16 protein-coding genes and 2 pseudogenes are annotated in these 17,257 nt (G+C 69.1%); 8 read left to right on the top strand and 10 right to left on the bottom strand.

Annotation, left to right across the window (positions count from 1 at the left end):
- Positions 1–41 precede the first annotated feature (41 nt).
- The 7 genes from KEC55_RS31230 to KEC55_RS31200 form a co-directional block, all read right to left on the bottom strand.
- Positions 42–632, bottom strand: a complete 591-nt coding sequence (locus KEC55_RS31230) for a nitrogen fixation protein NifQ (RefSeq protein WP_282512395.1) — start codon at positions 630–632, stop codon at positions 42–44.
- 75 nt (positions 633–707) lie between these two features.
- Positions 708–1,133: a TOBE domain-containing protein gene (locus tag KEC55_RS31225; RefSeq protein WP_282512393.1), complete on the bottom strand. Its 426-nt coding sequence runs from the start codon at positions 1,131–1,133 to the stop codon at positions 708–710.
- A 189-nt stretch (positions 1,134–1,322) separates the two neighbouring features.
- On the bottom strand, positions 1,323–2,822 hold the full coding sequence (locus tag KEC55_RS31220; RefSeq protein WP_282512391.1) for an efflux transporter outer membrane subunit: 1,500 nt from the start codon (positions 2,820–2,822) through the stop codon (positions 1,323–1,325).
- The gene (locus tag KEC55_RS31215; RefSeq protein WP_282512389.1) at positions 2,819–3,799 is read right to left on the bottom strand and encodes an efflux RND transporter periplasmic adaptor subunit; all 981 of its coding nucleotides are present in this window, start codon (positions 3,797–3,799) and stop codon (positions 2,819–2,821) included. The genes KEC55_RS31220 and KEC55_RS31215 overlap by 4 nt, the downstream gene beginning before the upstream one ends.
- Position 3,800: 1 nt before the next feature.
- A complete protein-coding gene (locus KEC55_RS31210; protein ID WP_282512387.1) occupies positions 3,801–4,013 on the bottom strand; it encodes a DUF1656 domain-containing protein in 213 nt (70 codons plus the stop codon).
- Between the two features lie 34 nt (positions 4,014–4,047).
- Positions 4,048–6,180, bottom strand: coding sequence for an FUSC family protein (locus KEC55_RS31205; protein ID WP_282512385.1), 2,133 nt, complete (start codon positions 6,178–6,180; stop codon positions 4,048–4,050).
- Complete coding sequence (locus KEC55_RS31200; RefSeq protein ID WP_282512383.1) at positions 6,177–6,656, bottom strand: MarR family winged helix-turn-helix transcriptional regulator; 480 nt, start codon at positions 6,654–6,656, stop codon at positions 6,177–6,179. The genes KEC55_RS31205 and KEC55_RS31200 overlap by 4 nt, the downstream gene beginning before the upstream one ends.
- Positions 6,657–6,987: 331 nt before the next feature.
- On the opposite strand from KEC55_RS31200, the gene KEC55_RS31195 reads away from it, so the two are divergent.
- Entirely contained in the window at positions 6,988–7,848 is an 861-nt protein-coding gene (locus tag KEC55_RS31195; RefSeq protein ID WP_282512381.1) for an FAS1-like dehydratase domain-containing protein, read from the top strand.
- 119 nt (positions 7,849–7,967) lie between these two features.
- Positions 7,968–8,126, top strand: a pseudogene (locus tag KEC55_RS31190) (MmgE/PrpD family protein); the annotation flags it as partial.
- Positions 8,127–8,169: 43 nt separating this feature from the next.
- Here KEC55_RS31190 and KEC55_RS31185 read toward each other — a convergent pair.
- Entirely contained in the window at positions 8,170–8,865 is a 696-nt protein-coding gene (locus tag KEC55_RS31185) for a TetR/AcrR family transcriptional regulator (protein ID WP_282512379.1), read from the bottom strand.
- An 88-nt stretch (positions 8,866–8,953) separates the two neighbouring features.
- On the opposite strand from KEC55_RS31185, the pseudogene KEC55_RS31180 reads away from it, so the two are divergent.
- Positions 8,954–9,274, top strand: a pseudogene (locus KEC55_RS31180) (WD40/YVTN/BNR-like repeat-containing protein); the annotation flags it as partial.
- Between the two features lie 69 nt (positions 9,275–9,343).
- Here the strand turns inward: KEC55_RS31180 and KEC55_RS31175 are convergent.
- Positions 9,344–10,240 carry a LysR family transcriptional regulator gene (locus KEC55_RS31175; protein ID WP_282512377.1) on the bottom strand — a complete coding sequence of 299 codons (897 nt, stop codon included), beginning with the start codon at positions 10,238–10,240 and terminating at the stop codon, positions 9,344–9,346.
- A gap of 124 nt (positions 10,241–10,364) precedes the next feature.
- Here KEC55_RS31175 and KEC55_RS31170 point away from each other — a divergent pair, with 124 nt between their 5' ends.
- From KEC55_RS31170 to KEC55_RS31150, 5 genes are all read left to right on the top strand, one after another.
- Positions 10,365–11,654, top strand: a complete 1,290-nt coding sequence (locus KEC55_RS31170; protein ID WP_282512375.1) for an MFS transporter — start codon at positions 10,365–10,367, stop codon at positions 11,652–11,654.
- Positions 11,655–11,714: 60 nt separating this feature from the next.
- The gene (locus KEC55_RS31165; protein WP_282512373.1) at positions 11,715–12,605 is read left to right on the top strand and encodes an amidohydrolase family protein; all 891 of its coding nucleotides are present in this window, start codon (positions 11,715–11,717) and stop codon (positions 12,603–12,605) included.
- 8 nt (positions 12,606–12,613) lie between these two features.
- Positions 12,614–13,501, top strand: a complete 888-nt coding sequence (locus KEC55_RS31160; RefSeq protein WP_282512371.1) for an isocitrate lyase/PEP mutase family protein — start codon at positions 12,614–12,616, stop codon at positions 13,499–13,501.
- 71 nt (positions 13,502–13,572) lie between these two features.
- The gene (locus KEC55_RS31155; protein WP_282512369.1) at positions 13,573–14,901 is read left to right on the top strand and encodes an MFS transporter; all 1,329 of its coding nucleotides are present in this window, start codon (positions 13,573–13,575) and stop codon (positions 14,899–14,901) included.
- A 150-nt stretch (positions 14,902–15,051) separates the two neighbouring features.
- Positions 15,052–15,513, top strand: coding sequence for a hypothetical protein (locus KEC55_RS31150; RefSeq protein ID WP_282512367.1), 462 nt, complete (start codon positions 15,052–15,054; stop codon positions 15,511–15,513).
- 43 nt (positions 15,514–15,556) lie between these two features.
- On the opposite strand, the gene KEC55_RS31145 is transcribed toward KEC55_RS31150, so the two are convergent.
- Entirely contained in the window at positions 15,557–17,257 is a 1,701-nt protein-coding gene (locus KEC55_RS31145) for a dihydroxyacetone kinase family protein (RefSeq protein WP_282512365.1), read from the bottom strand.

The raw sequence follows: 17,257 nt of genomic DNA, 5'->3' as shown, positions 1-17,257 counted from the left end.
CCGTGACGGCGATGACGCCAGCGTTCGAGTCGCCGCGATGGCTATCGCGCGTGCGGAAAGCAGAAACCGAAATCCTCGCAGCCCGGGCATCCGGGTGCCGGGCCCGGCGGTACGCCGAGTGAGGCCGCCACTTCCTGTGCGAGGAATTTCTTCCAGCGCAGGTGGGTGACGTTGCGCGCGGCGAGCGCGGGGAAATAGCGATCGAGCATCGCGGATACCGCGTCACGCCCGTCGAGCCCGAGATCGCGCCACAGATGGTCGGGGCGCAGGCACGCATGCGCGATGATCGATGCGAGGCAGTCGGCATCGTCGCGGGCGACGGCGGGATTCGCGTCGTCCATCAGCCGCGTGTGCAGCGTCGCGACGAATTCGGCATGGGCCGCTGGCAATAGTGCCAACGCGACCGTCGGCATGAGTGCGGTGGTATGGGCGGGAGTCAGGTGCGGAAACTGCCGGGCCAGCAAGCCGGCGAACTGTCCGGGAGACAGGCCCAGCAGCGAGAGTTCGTCGCGGCACGCGCGTGCCGCGATGAGCGCGCTGAACAGCAGTGCGTCAGGCGTAGCGGTGCGGGCCGCCGCTGAATGCAGCGTTTGCAACGCCTGTTGTCGCGGGCGACCGAACGTGGCCGTCATCGCATGCCTCCGGATGACAGACGGGCCGCGCGGATGCGCGGCGTAGGACGGTTCGCCATTGCGACCGTCACGCGATCACTCGACGCCGACGATCACGCTCGATGCCTTGAAGATCGCGGACGCGGCCGAGCCGCTCGCGAGGCCGAGACGATCGACGCTGTCGTTGGTGACGATCGCGACGATCTCGGCGCCGCCCGCGGCCTTGATCACGACTTCCGAGTTGACCGCGCCCTTCGTGACCGTCGCGACGGTCCCTGCGACGCAGTTGCGCGCCGATACCTTGCTGCTGTCGACGTCGACCATCACGATCACCGACGACGCCTTGACGAGTGCGAACGCCTTCGTGCCGGCCGCGAGGCCCAGCGAAGCGGCGCTGCCGTGGGTGATCACGGCGACGATGTCGAGACCGTCCTGCGTGCGGAGCGTGATTTCGTCGTTGACGGCACCGGGCTTGACGGCGCTGACCTGGCCGGCGAAATGGTTGCGAGCACTGGTTTGCATGATGGATCTCCGGAGTGGATGTCGCTGCCGGACCGGCAGCGAAAGATGAGTGGAACGCATCGGCGAGTTTACCGCCGATACGGGCGTCCGTCGCCCTCCGGATGCTATGGTGCGAATCACGAAAACCCCTTTGTGCACGGTGTTTTGCGATGCCAGCGCTATATACCGAAGTCTATGACGCTCGGGGTTTTACTCGTTCGTCGCGGGTGCCGAAGCGGCGTGCGCGGTGTCGGGCCGGGCGCCCTGCGCGCTCGCCGTGTTGTCACTGTCCCATCCACCGCCCAGTGCGAGGAAGAGCCGCACCTGATCGGCCGCGACCTGGCCTTCGGCCGCCGCAACCTGCGCCTGCACGCTCGTCAGCGTGCGCGTCGCATCGAGATCGGAGATGAACGATTCGCGGCCGGCCGCATAGAGACGATGCGTTTCGTCGGCGGAATTGCGAGCCGATTCGTACGCCGTGCGCAGCGCATCGGTGCGTTGCACGTCGGCCGCATAGGTCGCGAGGCTCGACTGCGTTTCGCGCAGCGCGTTCAGCACGACGCCGTCGAAATGTGCGAGCGCGCCGCCCGTCGCGGCCTCGGCTTCGCGCACGCGTGCGCGCTGGCCGTTGACGGGGAACGACCAACTGATCAGCGGGCCGAACGACCAGCGATTTGTGTTGGACGAGAACAGGTCGGCGGCGACACCGACCGAGCCGGCCGACGCACCGATGCTGACCGACGGATACAGCGCAGCGGTCGCCACGCCGATCCGCGCGGTCGAGGCGGCGAGTTGCCGCTCGGCTTCGCGTACGTCGGGGCGGCGGCGCAGCAGCGCGGCGCCGTCGCCGATCGGGATCGGCTGGCGCAGCTTCGGCAGCCGTTCGCATTCGGCAACGGCTTTCGGCAGGTCGGCCGGCGAGCGTGCGAGCAGCGCGGCAAGCTGGTACTGCGCGACCTTGCGGCGACCTTCGAAGCGCGGGATGTCGGCGGCAAGCGTGCGCACCTGCGTCACGCCGCGCGTCACGTCGGTCTGGTTGCCGCGCCCGGCATCGCGCAGCCGCTGCGACAGCGCGACGCGCTGCTTCTGCAGCGCGAGCGACTGCTTCGCGATCGCGAGTTCGTCACCGGCCGAGCACGATTCGACGTACGCGCGCACGACGTCGGCGACGACGGTGATGCGCGCGAGGTCGCCGGCCGCCTTGACGGCGTCGCTGTCCGCGCGTGCGGCTTCGACGCCGCGCCGCAGCTTGCCGAACAGGTCGATTTCATACGACACGTTGATGCCGACTGCGCCTTCGTTGACGACCGGCAGCTTGTTCTCGAGCAGGTATTGCTCGGCCGATTCCTGTGCGCGCTGAACGGCGGCTTCGGCCCCGCCCGAGAACCCGCCCTGCTGGCTCGCGACCTCCAGCGCCGCGCGCGAACGCGCGAGGTTGGCCGCGGCGACGCGCAGGTCGGTGTTCGACTTCAGCGCATCGCGCACGAGCGTGTCGAGCACGGGATCGTCGTACAGCTGCCACCAGTTACCGGGTACCGCGTCGCGCGACACGAGCGTACCGTTCGCGTCGTCGAGCGCATGGTTCGCGAGCGGCGCATTCACGTACGCCTGCTGCGGCAGCTTGTAGTCGGGGCCGACGGATTTGCACGCGCCGAGTGCGAGCGCAAGCGGCGCGAATGCAGCCGCGAGGCGCAGACCGTGCCGGTTCATTGCGATGCTCCCGCCGCGTTGGCGGCTGCCCCGGATGCCGCGGAGACCGGCACTGCGGTCGAGGCCGCGCTGGCGCCGGCTGCCGGCTTCGCGTTGTCGTTGCGGCGCGTGTCGGCGTCGCGCATCGAGACGGTCGCGGTGCGACCGGCGATCATCCGGAAATCGTCGGGCACTTCGTCGAGCACGACGCGCACCGGCACGCGCTGCGCGAGCCGCACCCAGCTGAACGCCGGGTTCACGTTCGGCAGCAGGTTCGCGCCCTGCGTGCGGTCGCGATCCTCGATCGCGGCGACGATGCTCTGCACGTGGCCGCGCAGCGCATGCGGCTCGCCCATCACGATGATGTCGACCGGCTGGCCGATATGGATGCCGCGCAGCTTGGTTTCCTCGAAGTAGCCGTCGACGCGGAACGAATTGCTGTCGACGACCGACAGTACCGCGCGGCCGGCCGGCACGTATTCGCCGACGCGCGGCGCGCGGTCGTTCAGGTAGCCGTCTACGGGACTCACGATCGTCGTGCGCTGCAGGTTCAGCTTCGCGGTGTCGAGCGACACCTGCGCGTCGGCGACGCTGGCTTCGCCTTGCTCGACGCGCGTGCGGCTTTCCTCGACCTGCTCGCTCGCGACCAGGTTGCCGAGCTGCAGGTTGCGCGCGTATTCGCGCTTCGCCTGGGCCAGCGTCGCGCGGCGCTGCGCGAGCGTCGCTTCGGCGAGCCGTTCCGCAAGCGTGTAGCGCGCCTGGTCGATCACGAACAGCACCTGGCCGCGCTTGACCTCCTGGTTGTCGGCGACCTGCACCGACGTGATGAGGCCCGATACGTCCGGCGCAACCTGGATCACGTCGGCGCGCACGTGCCCGTCGCGGGTCCACGGCGAGAACATGTAGTAGTTGATGATCCGCCACAGCACGAGGCCGGCCACGACGACGACGATCAGGGTAAGCAGGATTTGTCCTGCCGAGAGCCAGGATTTTTTCACGTTAGGTAGCCACGAGATGGTGGGAAGCGATGATGACGGCGGCAAGCACGAACACGTAGATGCCGAGGTCGAAAATCGAACGGTGCCAGACGAGGCGGTAGAAGCCGACGCGCTCGAGCGCGGCGCGCACGACGATGTTGATCAGGTAGGCGATCAGCATCAGCACGAGCGGAGCCGGCACGAATACGCCGAAGATGTCGATTTCGCCGATCATGGTCGCGGTCGGAAGGACAGGTTGGAAAGCCGGATCATGCGCGTGCTCCGTCCGGAGCCTGCGGCGCCTGGCCGGCAGCGGCCGGATACAGCGACAGGCGCAGCCCGACGAGCGCGTGCAGCGTGTCGCGCAGCCGGCGGTGCGTGGCGGCCGTGGCCGGCACGGCAGGCGCCGTGCCGTGTTCCGCCGGTGCGGCGCCCGGCAGGTTGCTGCCCGCGACGCGGTGCAGCGCGTCGTCGATCGTCGCGAGCAGCGCGGGCGGTGCAGGCTGGCGCGCGTTCGCGGCGGCGCAGCGCGCGTAGTGATCGGTGACGCCGACGAGCACACGATCGATTGCGTCGGGCACGTCGCCAGACAGGCGGCGGCGCGAGCGGCGCAGGTCGAGCGCGTTCAGCGCGATGCGCAGGTCGCGGAAGCTTTCGATTGACGGGTGGCGGTGGTCGTCGGATGCGCCGAGGCGCGGCAGCAGCTGCGTGACACGATCGAGCATTCGCGACGCGTGGTTGCGCTGGTCGTCGAGCGGTTGCGTCGACGCGGAGCGCGCGACGTCTTCCCAGCCCGAGCGCAGCAGGCGCCGCACCGCGAGCTCCGCGCCGAACGGCCGTGTCGCCCGCGTCCACACGTACGCGAACAGCAACCCGGCGACACCCGCGAGGTTGCTGTTCAGGAACACGAAGAAGTCGGCTTCGTACGCGCTCTGGATGCTGATGAAGGTGGCCGTGTTCACCGCGACGAGCATCGTCACCATATTGAACTGCGGGCGCGGCAGCAGCGTGCCGATCAGGATGAACGGGCCCGCGAACATCAGCACGAGCATCGCGAAGTCATGCACGTGCGGCAGTACGACGAACAGGTACAGACCCGCGAACACGACGCTCGCGGCGGTCGACAGGAAGAACTTGAACACCAGCGGCGCCGGTTCGTCGAGCGCGGCGAAGAAGCTGCACGACACGGCCACGAGCGTGACGGCCGCCGCGCCGTCGTGCCAGCCGGACGAGATCCACAGCCAGCAAGCGAACACGATCGCGAGCACGACGGTCAGCGTCGAGAACAGCATCATCCCGCGATCGAAGAAGCGCTCGGTGCCGCCGAGCCGCCAGTGCCGGTAACGCGGCTGCCACACGCCCGATTCGTTTGCGATCAGCGCGCGCAGCGAGCGGCAGTCCTGCCAGATATCGATGACCTGGCGCAACCGCCACAGCGCGTTCGACAGCAGTGCGCCGTCCCAGCTCGCGAGCGCGCTGTCGTCAGGCTGCAGCGCGGCGATGCGCTCGCGCAGGTTGTCCGCGACCGGATCGTGGGCCATGTCGCCGTCGGTGCCGGCCTTCACGGCCGGCAACGGTGCGTCGAACCACTTCGCGGCATCGACCAGCAGCGCGTCGAGGGCGGGCGGGCGCACGTGCAGGTCGCGCATCAACGCGATCAAGGGATCGGCGAGCGATGACATCAGCGGCAGGAACAACTGCATGCGGCCCGCGAGCGCCTGCGCGCGCGCAAGGATGCGCGGGTGCGCATGGTCGTAGCTCAGCTGGCTCAGCAGAAATTCGAGGCCGGTGATCGTCGCCGCGAGCCGTTGCCGGCATGCCGACAACGCCTTGCCGGCGATCTGCCCGGACAGCGTCTCGCGGCCATAGAACGCCGCGTCCTTGAACCATGCGTCGGTGCGCTCGATCAGTGTCGGCGCGAGGCGGTTCGGGAACACGGCGCTGCCGACCACGCTGGCGCACACGATGCCGAGCACGATTTCCTCGGTCCGCGCGATCGCGACGTCGAACACGGTGGACGGATCGGTCACGGTCGGCAGCGCGATCAGCGGCATCGTATAGCCGGCAAGCATGAACACGTAGCTGCGCGCCGTGCGGTCGGAGATCGCGAGGTAGAGCAGCGTGCCGCACCAGGTCGCGACGATGATGCTGAAGAGGAGCGGCGTCTCGACGAACGGCGGCACGAAGAAGATCGCGGCGGCCGCGCCGAGCGCGGTGCCGAGCGCGCGGTACAGCGCCTTCGAGCGCGTCGCGCCGACGAACGGGTTCGACACGATGTAGACGCTCGCCATCGCCCAGTACGGACGCGGCAGCTGGAAATACAGGCCGAGGTACAGCGCCAGCATCGACGCGGCGAACGTCTTGCCCGAGAACAGCCAGTCGCGAAGGCTCGGATAGGTCATGACGTGGTGTCGTCGGCGTGCGGGAGACGCGTGGCGGGCGAGTGCGACTCGGATGCGTTGAACGCTTCGAGCACGCGCAGCGTCGTTTCGAGATCGGCGCGCGACACGCCCTTGAGCACCTGGGCGCGCAGCACGCGCAGGTCTTCTTCCATCTTCGCGGTGACCGCGCGGCCGGCGGCCGTCAGCGAGATCGTTTTCGCGCGGCGGTCGTGCGGATCCTCGTCGCGACGCGCGAGGCCGGCCGCGCACAGCTGGTCGAGCAGGCGCACGAGTGACGGCCCTTCGATGCCGACGTGTTCGGCGAGCGCGCCCTGCCGGACGCCTTCGCCGAGCCGGCCGGCGATCAGGAGCGGCGTCGCGCAGGCCTCGGACACGTTGTACGCGTTCAGCACGCCGTCACTGGTGCGGCGCCACTTGCGCGCGGACAGCACGAGCAGGCTGCTGACGGCGAGGCGGAGGTCGTGCAGATTGGTCATGGCCGAGATGATAGGGGCAAAAATATTCGATAGCAAACTATCGTTTTTTCACCCGGATGACATGTCGCTCGTGGCGCGGCCGGTCCGTCAGAAGCAATTTAGGCGGCGTGCCGACGGTGGTCAAGCTGTAAGCTTGGCGCCAGGAATCGCACACGGCGCGCGTGGCGACTATATTGCACGGTTTGAATGGTCAGACGAAAATCGTCCGGCAGGACCGGCAGGGCCGCATGGGTTAAGCAAATTCGAAGCCCCGGTTCGGGAAAGCCGACTTCGCGAAACGGCGTGCGGCGTGCATATTAGGGCCATTGCCAGCGTACCGGAGACTCCATCAGTGTCGAACTCATCCTCGCAGCCCGCCGCACCCGTGTCACTCGACGCGTGGGTCGGCAAGACCGAAACGCTCGGCGACGACATCACCGCGTTCCCGCTGAACGCGCTGGCCGCCACGCTCGACCGCCCGTCGCCTGGCGACGTCGTGCCGCCGATGTGGCACTGGCTCTACTTCCTGCCCGTCGCGCCGTTGGCCGAGGTTGGCCCCGACGGCCACCCGAAGCGCGGCGGCTTCCTGCCGCCCGTGCCGCTGCCGCGCCGCATGTGGGCCGGCGGCCGGCTGACGTTTCATGCGCCGCTGCGTGCGGGGCGGCGCGCGACGCGCGAATCGACGATCGCGAACATCGAGGACAAGACGGGCCGCAGCGGGCGGCTCGTGTTCGTGACGGTCCAGCATCGGATCGAATCCGATGACGCACTATGCGTCGAGGAAGAGCACGACATCGTCTATCGCGACGCGCCGCAGCCGGGCGCGCCGGCGCAGAAGCCGGTCGCGGCGCCCACGGGCGAAACGTGGGCGCGCACCGTCACGGCCGACGCCGTGATGCTGTTCCGCTATTCGGCACTGACCTTCAACGGCCACCGTATCCACTACGACCGCAGCTACGTGACGCAGGAAGAAGGCTATCCGGGGCTCGTCGTGCACGGTCCGCTGATCGCGACGCTGCTCGTCGATCTCGTGCATCGCGAACGGCCCGACGCGACGCTCGCGAGCTTCGCATTCCGCGCGGTGCGCCCGACCTTCGACGGGGAGCCGTTCACGCTGTGCGGCAAGCCGTCGGACGACGGCCGCACGATCGAGCTGTGGGCGAAGGATCGCGATGGCTGGCTGACGATGCAGGCGACCGCGACGCTTGCCTGACGCGCTTCGGTGCGCTGACGGCGACGGGGCGCAAGACGCGTCACAGGCGCGGCGCCGGCGCGCGGCGACAGACCGACACGCTGCGCGAACGGCACGATCCGATTCCGCTTCCGTACGCCATGATGGCGAGCACGATTCCCGCACCCGGCCTCACGCTCGCGACGTTCGCGTCGCAACTGCGCTTCGACGCGATTCCGGTGGGTGTCGTCGCGCGCACGGTCGACCTCTATGTCGACTGGCTCGGCTCCGCTCCGCTGGCCGGCAAGGGCGCATGGCCGCAAGCGTTCCCGTTTGCAGCGGCGGCAGACCGTTGCCGCGCGTTCAGCCCGGCAACGATGCCACGGCGAGCACGGCCTTAACCGCTTCGTCTTCCATTCCCTTGATATCGGACGGGAAGCGATTGCGCTGCGGGATCAATACGCTCAGCCCCTCGATCTGCGCGGTGATCAGCGCGGAGCGGCGCGCGAGTTGCTGCGGCGTCAGGCCGGGATTCACCGCCGTGACGAAGCCGGCAATCATCTGGCGCTGGAACAGGTACGCGTCTTCCATCGCCTGCCGCGCAAACTCGTGCGCATGCGCGAGCGCCCAGATGTTCACGAACAGGCTTTGGGTTCGCGGCAGCTTCGCATCCTCGATCAGCATCCGGACCACTTTCTCCAGCCGCGCTTCGGGCGACAGCGTCTCGTCGGTCCGCACGCTGTCGTAGTTCCTCGAATACTCGGAGATGGTCTCGCTGATGATCGCCGCGTAGAGCGCCTCGCGCGACGGGAAGTAGTGCTGCAGGTTCGACAGCGCGAGCCCCGCGCCGGTCGCGACCTTGCGCATCGTCAGGCCGCCGTAGCCGTCGACGACGAAGATCTCGAACGCACTCTCCAGAATGCGGCCGACCGTGTTGCGGCCGCGCTGGGTTGGCGCACGCGTGCCGTCGGCCGACTTCGCGTCTGACGCGGGCTCTGGTCGACGCGGCGACGCAGGTTCCGCGCGAATGTCATCAGGGCTCGTCGATTTCGGTTCCATCGAAGTTTCTCCTCCGGCGGGCAACGCTTGCCCGGGTCTTGCGGATGCGATGCTGATTGTAGGTTATCCGACCTAGTGTCTCAAGCCGCGGCTCGACACGTCGGTCGACTAGCCGCTGTTCTCGGTGTTGTTCAGGAATGCTTAGGAAGGCATCGCGGTCGGCCTGTGGTCGCTGATGCTGCAGACGCATGACGGCGGCAAGACGTGGGCGCGGACGACGCTGACGAAGCCGCCGGGCGGCGGCAAGGCCGACCGCAATCTCTATCACGTGTTTGCCGATCCCGCGCACGCGCTCTACATCGTGTCCGAGTAGGGGATGGTGCTCAAGTCGGCCGACGGCGGTGCGACCTGGGCCTATCTGCCGACGGGCGGCAAGGGCACGTTGTGGTCGGGCGTCGCGATGCCCGATGCCATGTGACGATGTGGGGACCAGGGCTTTCCCGCGCCGTGGCGGCCGGTTCGCCGACGCGCCTGATGCTCAGGCACGCGTATCGTCCGACGGCAGCAGCGCGGCGAAGCGGTCCGCGAGCGTCGGACGCGACCGTGCGGGCCAGATCGCGCTCAGTTCGAAATTCGGCAGCGCGGCGCCGTCGCGGACCGGGCTGTATGTGACGCCGTCGAACGCGAACGCGTGGATCGAGCGTGGCAGCAGCGACACGCCGCATCCGGCAGCGACGCACGCGACGACGGTCAGCGTGCGGTTCACGTCGAGCACGATGTCCACCGGATGCCCGGCCTGACGGAACGCGCTGAGGATGCCCGCGCGGATCAGCGGCAGCTGATCGTGCGGAAACCACACGAGGCCGACGGCAGAGAGATTCTGCAGCGTAACCGTGCCGTCGGGCTGGCGCCGGAAATCCTTCGGGAGTACGGCGACGAGCGGGTCGCGCCGAATCAGCTTCTCGCGCATCCGGCCGTTCACCGCCACCGGCGTGTGCAGCAGCCCGATGTCGATCTCGCCGCGCTCGAGCGCGATCGCCTGTTCGGCATTGCTCATCTCGCGCATCACGAGCTCGACGTCGGGTGCGCTTTCGCGTAACGCGCGGATCGCGCGCGGCAGCGTGTCGAACAGCGCGGCGCTGACGAAGCCGATCGTCAGGCGCCCGGCGCGCTGCGCGCCGATCTCGCCGGCCCGGTGCGCGGCCGCGTCGAGCCGCGCGAGACTCAGCCGCAGGTCGTCGACCATCGCGAGGCCGGCCGGCGTCAGCGTCGCGCCGCGACGCGAGCGGTCGAACAGCCGGACACCCAACTCCTTCTCCATCCGGTTCAGCGCCTGGCTGAGCGCCGGCTGTGCGATGCCGAGCTCGTTGGCCGCGCGCGTGAAGCTGCCCGTATCGACGATCGCGAGGAAGTAGCGGACGTGCCTGATTTCCATAAGCTTGCGTTATGAATAATTATTCAAAACATAGTAGCGAATTATCTCCACGCTTCATAGGATGCACATCGGGCCACGGCATTGCCGTGCGCCGCGACGGCATGACGACACGAGGAGACCCGCATTGAACTGGACCCGCGAGCTATCGACGACCGAACGGCGCACGTTGCGCGGCTGCTTTGCCGGCTGGGCACTCGACGGCCTCGACACGCAGATGTTCAGCCTCGTGATCCCCGTGCTGCTCACGACCTGGGGCATCGGCAAGGGGCAGGCCGGGCTGATCGGCGGGGCGACGCTCGTGTCCGGTGCGCTCGGCGGGTTGCTGGCCGGCATGATCGCCGACCGCTACGGCCGCGTACGCGCGCTGCAGATCACCGTGTGCTGGTTTTCGCTATTCACGTTCCTGAGCGCGTTCGCGCAGAACTTCGAGCAGTTGCTCGTGCTGAAGGCGCTGCAGGGCCTCGGCTTCGGCGGCGAATGGACCGCGGGCGCCGTGCTGCTCGCCGAAACGGTCGGCGCGCGCCACCGCGGCAAGGCGATGGGCGTCGTGCAGAGCGCGTGGGGGTTCGGCTGGGGCGGCGCCGTGGTGCTGTACATGCTGGTGTTTGCATGGGTGCCGGCCGAGTGGGCGTGGCGCGTGCTGTTCGCGATCGGCGCATTGCCCGCGCTGCTGGTGCTGTATATCCGTCGTGCGATTCCGGAGCCGCCGCACGCGACGGCGGCGCAGGCATCGGCGCAAGCGAATGCCGACGAAGGGCCGACCGTCGGCATCTTCGACCGGTCGGTGCTGCGCGCGACGGTGGTCGGCGGGCTGATCGGCGTCGGCGCACACGGCGGCTATCACGCCATCACGATCTGGTTGCCGACCTATCTGAAGACCGAGCGCCACCTGTCGGTGCTCGGCACCGGCGCGTATCTCGCGGTCGTGATCGTCGCGTTCATCTGCGGCTGTTTCCTGAGTGCGTACCTGCAGGACCGGATCGGCCGCCGCCGCAACGTGATGCTGTTCGCCGCGTGCTGCGCGGTGATGGTGAACCTGTATGTGTTCCTGCCGCTGAACGATGTCGCGATGCTGCTGCTCGGGTTCCCGCTCGGACTGTTTTCGGCCGGCATTCCGGCGACGCTCGGCACGCTGTTCAACGAGCTTTACCCGCGCAACGTGCGCGGGCGCGGCGTGGGCTTTTGCTACAACTTCGGCCGCATCGTGTCGGCCGGTTTCCCGGTGCTGGTCGGGCGGATGGGCGAGTCGCTGCCGCTCGGCACGGCGCTCGGCATCGACGCGGGCATTGCCTACGGGCTCGTCGTGATCGCGGTGTGGTTCCTGCCGGAAACGCGCAGCCACCGGTTGTCCGGCGTCGCGTCCGGCGGTGACACGGATGCGGAAAGCCGGCCGCGCGCCGAGGCGTCGCTGTAGCGCTCGCCGCGTCGCCACCGAACCGCCCGGCACTGCGGCCGGGCGCCTCTTGCAGACTTCATGGATCGACTCGTGACTCCCCTCGTCGAACAGATTCCGGCTGCGCGGTCGATGGACGCGTGGTGTGCAGCTGACCCGGCCGTCGCCGCCGTCGATGCGCATGCGCATGTATTCGCGCGCGGCCTGCCGCTCGCGCCGGTGGTGCGGCACGCGCCCGATTACGACGCGTCGCTCGACACGTACGTCACGCATCTCGCCGAACACGGCATCACGCATGCGGTGCTGGTGCAGCCGAGCTTTCTCGGCACCGACAACACGTTCTTCGTCGACGTGCTGCGGCGTTACCCGCGCCGCTTCCGGGGCGTCGCGGTGGTCGACCCCACGATTGCGGATCACGACCTCGACGCGCTCGACCGTGCGGGGGTGGTCGGGATGCGGCTGAACCTCGTCGGGCTGCCGATTCCGGATTTCGGCGCGTCGGCGTGGCGCGCGCTGTTCGCCCGCGTCAACGCGCTGGGCTGGCATGTCGAGATCCATCGCGGCATCGAGGACTTGCACACCATCACCGCGCCGCTGCTCGCGCAGTCGTGCACGCTGGTGATCGATCATTTCGGCCGCCCGTCACCCGCGCTCGCCGAACGCGCGCCCAGCTTCCGCCGCCTGTTGCTGCTCGCGGATACCGGCCGCGTCTGGGTCAAGCTGTCGGCAGCGTATCGCAACAGCGTGGCGGGCGACGGCGCGATCGACGCGTTCGGTGCCGCGCGCGCGCTGCGCACCGCGTTCACGGCCGAGCGGCTCGTGTGGGGCAGCGACTGGCCGCACACGCAGCACCGCGAACGTGTCGATTTCGACGCCACCTATGCGGCGCTCGCGCGCTGGCTGCCCGACTCCGGCGAGCGCCTGCGCGTGCTGCGCGATTCGCCGCGCACCCTGTTTCGTTTCGACCAATGAGGCCCCGCATGTCCGATCACACCGCACTTCGTCGCGCCGGGTTCCGGCGCAGCATCGCCGCCCGCCAGGGGCTGCTCGTCGCCGGCACGTTCAATGCGCTCAGCGCCCGTATCGCGGCCGATCTCGGCTTCGGCGCACTGTACTTGAGCGGCGCGGGCGTCACCAACATGTCGCTCGGCCTGCCCGATCTCGGCTTCGTCGGGCTCGGCGAGCTGGCCGAACACACCGCGCGCGTGCGCGATGCGGTCGAGCTGCCGCTGATGGTCGACGCCGATACCGGCTTCGGCAATGCGCTGAACGTGCTGCACACGGTGCGCACGCTCGAGCGCAGCGGCGCGGACGCGATCCAGCTCGAAGACCAGGTGCTGCCGAAGAAGTGCGGCCATTTCGCGGGCAAGGAAGTGATCGAGGCCGGCGAGATGGTCGGCAAGCTGAAGGCGGCCGTCGACGCGCGCGTGGATCCGAACCTGCTGATCGTCGCGCGCACCGATGCGGCCGCGGTCCACGGCATCGACGACGCGATCGAGCGCGCCCATCGTTATGCGGAAGCGGGCGCCGACGTGCTGTTCATCGAGGCGATGGAGTCACCGGAGGACGTCGAGCGTCTGCCGGCGCTGTTCGATACGCCGCAGCTCATCAACATCGTGATCGGCGGCAAGACGCCGACGCGTTCACGCGACGCGCTCGCGCGCCTCGGCTACGGCGTGGTGCTGTATGCGAACGCGGCGCTGCAAGGCGCGGTGCACGGGATGCAGGCCGCGCTGACGGAACTGCGCGACACGGGCCGGCTCGACGAGAATCCCGCGCTCGTCGCGCCGTTCGCCGAACGGCAGCGGCTCGTCGACAAGGCGCGCTTCGACGTGCTCGACGCCCGCTATGCGGCCGACCGCGCATAACGCGCATCGGCAGGCGGCACGGGCGGCGTCGGCAGCCGCCCGGCACATACGAAAAAAACCTGGAGACAACCGTGGCAACTTCTTCTCCCGAAGCCGCCGGCGAACCGCCGCGCATCGGCTCGATCGTCGGCGGGCTGGCCGGCAACCTGATCGAGTGGTACGACTTTCTCGCCTACAGCATCTTCTCGATCTACTTCGCGCCGTCGTTCTTTCCCGCCGACCGGCCGACCGTGCAGTTGATGAACACCGCAGCGATCGCGGCCGTCGGGTATATCGCACGGCCCGCGGGAAGCTGGCTCGTCGGCCTGTATGCGGACCGGCGCGGGCGCAAGGCCGCGCTGACGAAGTCGGTGCTCGCGATGTGCGCCGGATCGATGCTGATCGCTATCACGCCCGGCTATGCGACGATCGGCGTGCTCGCGCCGGTGCTGCTCGTTGCCGCAAGGTTGCTGCAGGGGCTCAGCATGGGCGGCGAATACGGCACCAGCGCAACCTACCTGAGCGAGATCGCGCCGCCGAACCGGCGCGGCTTCTACGTCGGCTTCCTGCAGGTGAGCGTGGTGGCCGGCCAGCTCGTCGCGCTCGGCCTGATGCTTGCGATGCAGCGGATCTTCGCCGGCACGCACGACATCGAACGCTGGGGCTGGCGGATCCCGTTCTTCGTCGGCGGCGTGCTCGCGCTGTTCGCGCTCTACATGCGCCGCAACGTCGTCGAGAGCGACGCGTTCATCGCCAGCCGCGCGCGTGCGGCGAAGACGCGCGTGTCGGCCGATCTCGCGGCCCACTGGCGCGAACTGCTGCTCGCGATCGGCATCACGATCGGTGGCACCGTCGCGTTCTACACGTACACCGTCTACATGCAGAAGTACCTCGTCAACTCGGTCGGGCTGCACAAGGAGACGGCGACCTGGATCTGCACGGCCGCGCTACTGCTGTACATGCCGCTGCAGCCGCTGTTCGGCCTCGTGTCGGACCGCGTCGGCCGGCGGCCCGTGCTGCTGTGGTTCGGGATCGGCGGCACGTTGCTGTCCGTGCCGATCTTCACGACGCTCGCACACGTGCACGATCCGCTCGCCGCGTTCGCGCTGGTGTTCGCGGGGCTCGTCGTGCTGAGCGGGTTCACGTCGGTGCACATGCTGGTCAAGGCCGAGCTGTTTCCGCCGCAGATCCGTGCGCTGGCGGTCGGGCTGCCGTATGCGCTGACGACGGCGATCCTCGGCGGCACGACCGAGTTCGTCGCACTGCGGCTAAAGGCGAGCGGCAGCGAGACGATGTTCTTCTGGTACGTCGCGGCCTGCGCGGCGATTTCGCTGCTCGTGTACTGGCGGATGCCGGAAACCCATCCGGCGAAGCGCGTGCGGGCGAGCGGGGCGGCGGCGGGTGCTGCCGTGTCCCGCTGAACCGGCACGAAGCCGCCTGCGTAACGCGGCCGGGCACCGGCAGGCGCGGGTCGATGCGTCGGCGGCGCGGTACCGGTGAAGTCGTCGAGCCGAAGGGCGGCCGGCCCGCGTATGGCAGAATCGCGACGATCTCCCGCACGCGATGACACCATGAACCCGACGACGCCTTCCTCCGCGCGCATCCGTGAGCCGATGGGCCGCGCGGCCACCGCGCTGCTCGCCGCCAGCATGCTGTGCTATCTCGTCGCGATGTTCACCGCGCCGTTCCGCGTCGGCGCGCCGGACCCACACCCGTGGGCCGATGGCTGGCAGGTGCTGTTGACGGGCTGGATGGGCGTGCTTGGCGGCATCTTTGCGTGGCTCGCGAACCCGCTCGTGTTCGGCGCGTGGTTGCTGACCGTGAAGCGCCTGCGTGTGCAGGCGGCCGTGCTGGCCGCGCTTGCGTTGCTGTTCGGGTTGAGCTTCCTGTCGCAGCACCAGATCGTCGTGAACGAAGCGGGCACCGTCGAGCCGGTTCATCTCGATGCGATCGGCTACTGGTGCTGGCTCGCGAGTTTCGGCGCGGCGCTGGTCGGCGCGATGCTGTTGCCCGGGCGGATGAAGGCAGGCTGATGCGGGCGGCGTGGCCGCCTTCCCGCATCGCGCGAGTCGCCGCTCAGCGCACGTGCGGCTGCAACGCACCCAACCAATAAGACACGGCTACCGCGCCGCCATCCGGCGTGCCGATTGCACGCTCGCCGAGATAGCTCGCACGCCCCGCGCGCGGTGTCATGCGCGCGGTGGCCTCCGCGCCTTCGACGGCCGCTTCGACGGCCGCCGTCCATGCGCTTGCGGTGTCGCGATCGCTGTCGAGCGCGCGACTGAATGCGTCGACGGCCGGCACCAGCGCATCGAGCATCGTCCGGTCGCCGGCATGCGCGCCACCCAGTTCACTGATCGAATCCACGGCCGCGCGGAATGCCGCGGCCCAGTCGCGCGCCGACGGCTCGGCGACATCCGCCAGCCTGCGCGCCGCGCGCAGCAGCGCGGTTGCATAGAACGGCCCGGAGCTGCCGGCGATCGCTCGGCGCAACGCCGCGCCGAGCGCCGCGAGTGCGCCGGCCGGCGTGGCGTACGCGGTCTCGGGCAACGCGAGGATCGCTTGCGCGGCGCGCAGCATGCTTGCGCCGAGGTCGCCGTCGCCGGCCGCCGCATCGAGATCCGTCAGCGTCTGCTCGTGGTCGATCAGCGTTTGTGCAACCGCCTGCAGCGCCGGCTGCAGACGCGCGGCCCATGCGCGGCCGGCCGCATCGAGCGGCGGCAGCGGTGCATCCTGCGACGCGGCTGCGGCCACGCGGATCTGCGTATTCACCGCGCCGCCGCCCGGCCACGCACGCGCCTGCGTCGGCGCGTCGAGCAGCGACGCGCGTTCGTCGTTCAGCCGCAGCACCGAGATCGAGCAGCCGGGCATGTTCAGCGCGGACAGGAACGTGCCGGCCCACGCACGCGCGACGACGATGCCGCGCCGGGCCAGGTTGTCGTACGCGGCGCGCAGCACGATCGCGAGTTCCATGTCCGGCGTTGCGCCGAGACCGTTGACGAACAGCGCGACGCGTTCGCCGCGGTCGAGCACGAGATCGGCGGCGATGCTCGACAGCAGCGTGTCGACCAGCGCGTCGGCCGGCAGCGGCGCACGGCGTTCGACGCCTTTCTCGCCGTGAATGCCGAGACCGAGCTCGATCTCGTGATCGCCGAGGCTGAAGCCCGATTTGTCGGCGCCCGGGATCGTGCAGCCGTCGAGCGCGACGCCCATCGTGCCGAGCTCGGCCGCCGCGTCGCGCGCGATGGCCGCGACGCGGGCAAGCGGCAGCCCGCGCGCTGCGGCCGCGCCGGCGAGCTTGTGGATCAGCACGGTGCCGGCGATCCCGCGCCGCTGGCCACGGTCGACACGGCCGCGCAGCGATACGTCGTCGGCGACGATGACCGTTTCGACCGGAATGCCTTCGGCGCGTGCAAGCTCGGCGGCGAGCCCGAAATTGAGCCGGTCGCCCGTGTAGTTCTTCACGATCAGCAGCGCGCCGTTGGGGCCGGCGCTCGCGCGGATCGCGGCGAGCACGGCGTCGGTGGACGGCGACGTGAACACTTCGCCGCAGACGGCCGCGCTCAGCATCCCTTCGCCGACATAGCCGCCGTGTGCGGGCTCGTGGCCACTGCCGCCGCCGGACAGGATCGCGACGGGGCGCTGAGATGGTTCGGGCAGCGGCTGGCGGACGAGCACGTGCTCGTCGCCGAGGATCGCGAGATGCGGCGATTGTCGCGCGATGCCTTCCAGCATTTCTCGCACGACATCGGACGGGCGGTTCACAAGCTTTTTCAT

The organism is Burkholderia cepacia, assembly GCF_029962485.1.
Taxonomy (GTDB): Bacteria; Pseudomonadota; Gammaproteobacteria; order Burkholderiales; family Burkholderiaceae; genus Burkholderia.
The sequence above is the reverse complement of the archived record's forward strand: the minus strand, read 5'-3'. Positions and strand labels throughout refer to the sequence as shown.